The 6441-nt window shown below is 69.1% G+C and carries 7 protein-coding genes; all 7 read left to right on the top strand.

Features of this window, described 5'->3' with window-relative positions:
• Window positions 1-19: 19 nt before the first annotated feature.
• The gene (hflK, locus tag VFM98_RS18020; RefSeq protein ID WP_325111286.1) at window positions 20-1333 is read left to right on the top strand and encodes an FtsH protease activity modulator HflK; all 1314 of its coding nucleotides are present in this window, start codon (window positions 20-22) and stop codon (window positions 1331-1333) included.
• A gap of 88 nt (window positions 1334-1421) precedes the next feature.
• Window positions 1422-2327 carry a protease modulator HflC gene (gene hflC / locus VFM98_RS18025; RefSeq protein WP_325111280.1) on the top strand — a complete coding sequence of 302 codons (906 nt, stop codon included), beginning with the start codon at window positions 1422-1424 and terminating at the stop codon, window positions 2325-2327.
• 5 nt (window positions 2328-2332) lie between these two features.
• Window positions 2333-2521: a DUF2065 domain-containing protein gene (locus VFM98_RS18030; RefSeq protein WP_325111281.1), complete on the top strand. Its 189-nt coding sequence runs from the start codon at window positions 2333-2335 to the stop codon at window positions 2519-2521.
• An 85-nt stretch (window positions 2522-2606) separates the two neighbouring features.
• A complete protein-coding gene (locus VFM98_RS18035; protein WP_325111282.1) occupies window positions 2607-3770 on the top strand; it encodes an ATP phosphoribosyltransferase regulatory subunit in 1164 nt (387 codons plus the stop codon).
• Between the two features lie 38 nt (window positions 3771-3808).
• The gene (locus VFM98_RS18040; protein ID WP_325111283.1) at window positions 3809-5140 is read left to right on the top strand and encodes an adenylosuccinate synthase; all 1332 of its coding nucleotides are present in this window, start codon (window positions 3809-3811) and stop codon (window positions 5138-5140) included.
• A gap of 13 nt (window positions 5141-5153) precedes the next feature.
• A complete protein-coding gene (locus VFM98_RS18045; RefSeq protein ID WP_325111284.1) occupies window positions 5154-5678 on the top strand; it encodes a phosphoribosyltransferase in 525 nt (174 codons plus the stop codon).
• A gap of 171 nt (window positions 5679-5849) precedes the next feature.
• Window positions 5850-6441 (top strand): PLP-dependent transferase (locus VFM98_RS18050; RefSeq protein ID WP_325111285.1); only part of this gene is annotated, 592 nt, incomplete at its 3' end.

Consider the following 6441-nt stretch of genomic DNA (forward strand, 5'->3'; position numbering starts at 1 on the left):
GAAGCTTCTTTTCCGCAGCCTGGGCCCTTCGGGGTGGCTGGGCCGCATCCGGGGCGTATTCAACCTGAACGATCCCCGCTGGGGCCGCGGCGAAGACAACAAGAACAACGACCGCGACCGCGACCGCAATGACGGCACGGGCCCCAACCAGGGCCCGCCCGACCTCGACGAGCTGTGGCGCGATTTCAACCGCAAGCTCGGTGGCCTGTTCGGCGGCCGGCGCGGCGGCGGCTTCGGCGGTGGCGGCAACGGCGGCAACTTCCAGCCGGACATGAAGAGCGCCGGCGTGGGCGCCGGCCTGATCGCGATCGTCGTGGTCCTGATCTGGCTGGCCACCGGCATCTTCATCGTCCAGGAAGGCCAGCAGGCCGTGATCACGCGCTTCGGCCGTTATCACGCCACCGTCGGCGCCGGCTTCAACTGGCGGCTGCCGTATCCGATCGAGCGCCACGAAGTGGTCTACGTGACGCAGATCCGCTCGGTCGACGTCGGCCGCGACAACGTGATCCGCGCTACTGGCCTGAAGGAATCGGCGATGCTGACCGAGGACGAGAACATCGTCGAGATCAAGTTCGCCGTGCAGTACCGCCTGAACGACGCCCGCGCCTGGCTGTTCAACAGCAAGAACCCGCAGGAGGCCGTGGTGCAGGCCGCCGAGACCTCGGTGCGCGAGGTGGTGGGCAAGATGAAGATGGACCTGGCGCTCGCCGAGGAGCGCGACCAGATCGCCCCGCGCGTGCGCACACTGATGCAGCAGATCCTGGACCGCTACCAGATCGGCGTCGAGGTGGTCGGCATCAACCTGCAGCAAGGCGGCGTGCGCCCGCCCGAGCAGGTGCAGTCGGCCTTCGACGACGTGCTGCGTGCCGGCCAGGAGCGCGAGCGGGCCAAGAACGAAGCCCAGGCCTATGCCAACGACGTGATCCCGCGCGCCGTCGGCGCCGCCTCGCGCCTGCAGCAGGAGGCCGAGGGCTACAAGGCGCGCATCGTGGCGCAGGCACAAGGCGATTCCCAGCGCTTCAAGCTGCTGCTGGCCGAATACCAGCGCGCGCCGCAGGTCACGCGCGACCGGCTGTACCTCGAATCGATGCAGCAGATCTACGGCAACGTCACCAAGGTGCTGGTGGAGTCGCGCCAGGGCGGCAACATGCTGTTCCTGCCGCTGGACAAGATCATGCAGCAGGTGGCCGCCGGTGGCGCCGCCGCGCCGCAGCAGCAGCACGAGAACGCGGTGCCGCAGCCTTCGCCCGCTTCCGGCCCGCCGTCTTCCAACTCCACCACCGACGCACGCACGCGCGACAACGCGCGCAGCCGCGAGCGGGAGAGCCGTTGAACATGCACCCCCACACTCGTCACTACGTGTACTCGCTGCCCCCCGAGGGGGCGTCCGGCCTCCTTGAGGCGGCTCGGCGGAGGCCGGAATGAATCGCATCGGTTTCATCGTTTCCTCGCTGCTGGTGCTGCTGGCGCTGCTCAGCTCCATGCTGTTCGTGGTGGACCAGCGCCAGTTCGGCGTGGTCTATGCCTTCGGCCAGGTCAAGGACGTGATCAGCGAGCCGGGCCTGAAATTCAAGCTGCCGCCGCCGTTCCAGAGCGTGAGCTACATCGACAAGCGCCTGCTGACGCTGGACAGCGTGGACACCGAGCCCATGCTGACCGCGGAGAAGCAGCGCGTGGTGATCGACTGGTACGTGCGCTGGCGCGTCACCGATCCGCTGGCCTACATCCGCAACGTGGGCCTCGACGAAGCCGCCGGCGCCAACCAGCTCAATCGCGTGGTGCGCAACGCCTTCCAGGAGGAGGTGAACCGCTTCACCGTGCGCGAGCTGCTGTCGGCCCGGCGCGAGCAGCTGATGGCGGACGTGAAGCGCGAGGTGCTGGAGGCCGTCAAGGGCACCAAGCCCTGGGGCGTGGACGTGGTGGACGTGCGCATCACGCGCGCCGACTACGTCGAGGCGATCACGGAATCGGTCTACCGCCGCATGGAAGCTGAGCGCAAGCGCGTGGCCAACGAGCTGCGCTCCACCGGCGCCGCCGAGGGCGAGAAGATCCGCGCCGACGCCGACCGCCAGCGCGAGGTGACGGTGGCCAATGCCTACCGCGACGCGCAGAAGGTCAAGGGCGAGGGCGACGCGCAGGCCGCGTCGATCTACGCCGAAGGCTTCGGGCGCGACCCGCAGTTCGCGCAGTTCTACCGCAGCCTCGAGGCGTACAAGGCGAGCTTCAACAAGAAGGGCGACGTGATGGTGCTGGATCCCAGCGGCACGGAGTTCTTCCGCACCTTCCGCGGCGGCCTCTCCGGCGCCGGGGCGGGCGCACCCCGCTGAGCCTGGTGGACACCGATGTCTTCTGGGCCGCGCTGGCGCTGATGCTGGTGCTGGAAGGGCTGTTCCCCTTCCTCTCGCCGGGAGGCTGGCGGCAGACCTTCCTCAAGCTGATGCAGCTGCGCGACGGCCAGCTGCGCTTCTTCGGCCTCACCAGCATCCTGCTGGGGTTGATCCTGCTCTGGCTCGTCCTCTGAGGGCTCCTTCTCCCGCTTGCGGGAGAGGGCGGGGGTGAGGGTTCCCGACCCCGGTAGAATCACGTTTTTAACAGCCCCGCATTCCATGTCTGCCTGGGTCCTGCCGGATCACATCGCCGATGTGTTGCCTTCCGAGGCCCGGCACATCGAGGAACTCCGCCGCGAACTGCTCGACACCGCTCGTGGCTACGGCTACGAGCTGGTGATGCCGCCCATGCTGGAGCACCTGGAGTCGCTGCTCACGGGCACCGGCGAGGCGCTCGACCTGCAGACCTTCAAGCTGGTGGACCAGCTCTCCGGGCGCATGCTGGGCCTGCGCGCCGACACCACGCCGCAGGTGGCCCGCATCGACGCCCACCTGCTGAACCGCCAGGGCGTGGCGCGCCTGTGCTACTGCGGCCCGGTGCTGCACACCCGCCCCGACCGCCCGCACGCCACGCGCGAGCCGCTGCAGTTCGGCGCCGAGATCTACGGCCACGCCGGCCTCGAGGCCGACCTCGAGGCGCTGCTGCTGGCGCTGGACTGCCTCAAGGCCACCCGCGTCGCCCCGCTCACCGTGGACATGGCCGATGCGCGCATCGTGCGCTCGCTGCTGGCCGGCCTGGGCCTGGGCGAGCAGCGGCTGGCGCGCGTGCACGCGGCGCTGGCCACCAAGGATTCGACCGAGCTCGCGGCGCTGACGCGCGACTTCCCGCCCGCCGCCCGCCAGGGCCTGCTGGCCCTGATCAACCTGTACGGCGACGTGCAGGTGCTGGACGAGGCGGCGCGCGTGCTGCCCGACTCCCCCCTGATGCAGCAGGCGCTGCAGCACCTGCGCTGGATCAGCGGCCACGTCGAGGGCGCGAAGATGCGCTACGACCTGGCGGACCTGCGCGGCTATGCCTACTACAGCGGCATGCGCTTCGGCATCTACACGCCGGGCGCCAGCGACGCGCTGGTGCGCGGCGGCCGCTACGACGAAGTCGGCGCCGTGTTCGGCCGCAACCGCCCCGCCGTCGGCTTCAGCCTCGACGTGCGCGAGCTGGTCGGCGTGGCCGCCGGGCGCCCGCTCAAGGCGGCGATCCGCGCGCCTTGGCTGGATGCCGGTCCGGACGCCTCCGAACTGCGCGGCGCCATCGCGCAGCTGCGCAGCCAGGGCGAGACGGTGGTCTGCGTGCTGCCGGGCCACGAGAGCGAGGTGGACGAGTTCCACTGCGACCGCGAGCTGGCGCGCGATGCCGCCGGCCGCTGGGCCGTGCGCGCCCTCTGAACTCCTTCCCAACGAATCTTTTCCGCAAGAGCGAAGTCATGATCAAGACGAAGGGCCGCAATGTGGTCGTGGTCGGCACCCAGTGGGGCGACGAAGGCAAGGGCAAGCTGGTGGACTGGCTCACCGAGATGGCCCAGGGCGTGGTCCGTTTCCAGGGCGGCCACAACGCCGGCCACACGCTGGTGATCAACGGCGTGAAGACGGCGCTGCACCTGATCCCCAGCGGCATCATGCGTCCGGGCGTCAAGTGCTACATCGGCAACGGCGTGGTGCTGTCCACGGCGAAGCTGCTGGAGGAAATCGCGGGCCTCGAGAAGGCCGGCGTCGAGGTGCGCTCGCGCCTGCGCATCAGCGAGGCCTGCCCGCTGATCCTGCCCTTCCACGCCGCGCTGGACCTGGCGCGCGAGACGAAGCGCGAGCAGGGCGGCACCGAGAAGATCGGCACCACCGGCCGCGGCATCGGCCCGGCCTACGAGGACAAGATCGCCCGCCGCGCGCTGCGCGTGCAGGACCTGAAGCATCCCGAGCGCTTCGCGGTGAAGCTGAAGGAACTGCTGGAGCTGCACAACTTCGTGCTCACGCAGTACCTGGGCGCCAAGGCGCTCGACTACCAGCAGGTGCTGGACGAGGCGCTCGCGCACGGCGAGCAGCTGCGTCCCATGATGGCCGACGTCTCGCGCGAGCTGAACGAGGCGCACCTGCACGGCGACAACCTGCTGTTCGAAGGCGCCCAGGGCACGCTGCTCGACGTCGACCACGGCACCTATCCGTACGTCACCTCCAGCAACTGCGTGGCCGGCAACGCCGCCGCGGGCGCGGGCGTGGGCCCGGGCATGCTGCACTACATCCTGGGCATCACCAAGGCCTACTGCACGCGCGTGGGCGGCGGCCCGTTCCCGACCGAGCTGGACTGGCAGACGCCCGGCACCGTGGGCTACCACCTCTCCACGGTGGGGGCGGAGAAGGGCGTGACGACGGGGCGCTCGCGCCGCTGCGGCTGGTTCGACGCGGCGCTGCTGAAGCGCAGCGCCCAGGTCAACGGCCTGTCGGGCCTGTGCATCACCAAGCTCGACGTGCTCGACGGCCTGAAGGAATTGCAGCTGTGCACCGGCTACGAGCTCGATGGCCAGCACGTCGACATCCTGCCGCTGGGCGCCGACGAGATCGCGCGCTGCAAGCCGGTGTACGAGACGCTGGAAGGCTGGAGCGAATCGACCGTGGGCGTGACGCAGTTCGACAAGCTGCCGGTGAACGCGCGCCTGTACCTGCAGCGCATCGAGCACGTCACGGGCGTGCCGGTCGATATCATCTCGACCGGCGCCGACCGCGACCACACCATCATGATGCGCCACCCCTACCTGGCGGACTGACCGAGGACCCCCGATGCTGACGGAAGACGGCAAGCACCTGTACGTGAGCTACGACGAGTACCACAACCTGTGCGAGAAGCTCGCACTGAAGGTGTACCAGTCGGGCTGGCAGTTCGACACCATCCTGTGCCTCGCCCGCGGCGGCATGCGGCCGGGCGACATCCTCTCGCGCATCTTCGACGTGCCGCTGGCGATCATGTCGACCAGCTCCTACCGCGCCGAGGCCGGCACGGTGCAGGGCCACCTGGACATCGCCCACTACATCACCACGCCCCGCGGCGAGATCGCCGGCCGCGTGCTGCTGGTGGACGACCTGGCGGACTCGGGCCTCACGCTGCACCGGGTGGTGGACATGCTGCGCAGCAAGTACCCCGCGATCACCGAGCTGCGCACCGCGGTGATCTGGACCAAGGGCATCTCCAAGTTCACCCCCGACTACTCGGTCGACTACCTGTCCACCAACCCCTGGATCCACCAGCCCTTCGAGACCTACGACGCGCTGCGCCCGGAGAAGCTGCTGGAGAAGTGGAAGGTCTGAGGACCCGCTTCGAACAGAACAGCCAACAGCCGGACGCAAAGGGCGCAAAGGGTACGCAAAGGACGCAAAGGAATCCTTTCCTTGGAGGGCTGTCGTTTTGCGTCCTTTGCGTATCTTTCGCGTCCTTTGCGTCCGGTAGTTTGTCTTCATGACCCCGGTTAGCATCGGCGCATGACGAAGCCGGTCACCGACCTCATCCACCATCCCTACCAGCCCCCCGCCGGCTTCAGTGCGCCGCAGCCGGGGGTCTTCAAGGCCTCCACCGTCCTCTTTGCCAACACCGCGGCGCTGCGGGCGCGCGACTGGCGGCACAAGAACGGCTACACCTACGGGCTGCACGGCACGCCCACCACCTTCCAGCTCGAGGAACGCATCGCCACGCTGGAAGGCGGCCTGCAGTGCGTGCTGGTGCCCAGCGGCCTGGCGGCCATCGCCAACGTCGGCATGACGCTGCTGAAGGCGGGCGACGAGGTGCTGCTGCCGGACAACGTCTACGGCCCCAGCCGCGCCCTGGCCGAAGGCGAGTTCAAGGGCTGGGGCATCACGCACCAGCTCTACGACCCGCTGAAGCCGGCCGACCTGGAGGCGCGCATCGGGCCGAACACCAGGCTCGTGTGGCTGGAAGCGCCGGGCTCCGTGACGATGGAGTTCCCGGACCTGCCCGAGCTGGTGCGCATCTGCCGCCGCAAGGGCGTGACCTGCGCGCTGGACAACACCTGGGGCGCCGGCCTCGCCTTCCAGGCCTTCGACCTCGCGCCGGGCA

This window comes from Ramlibacter sp. (assembly GCF_035706265.1).
Taxonomy (GTDB): Bacteria; Pseudomonadota; Gammaproteobacteria; order Burkholderiales; family Burkholderiaceae_C; genus Ramlibacter.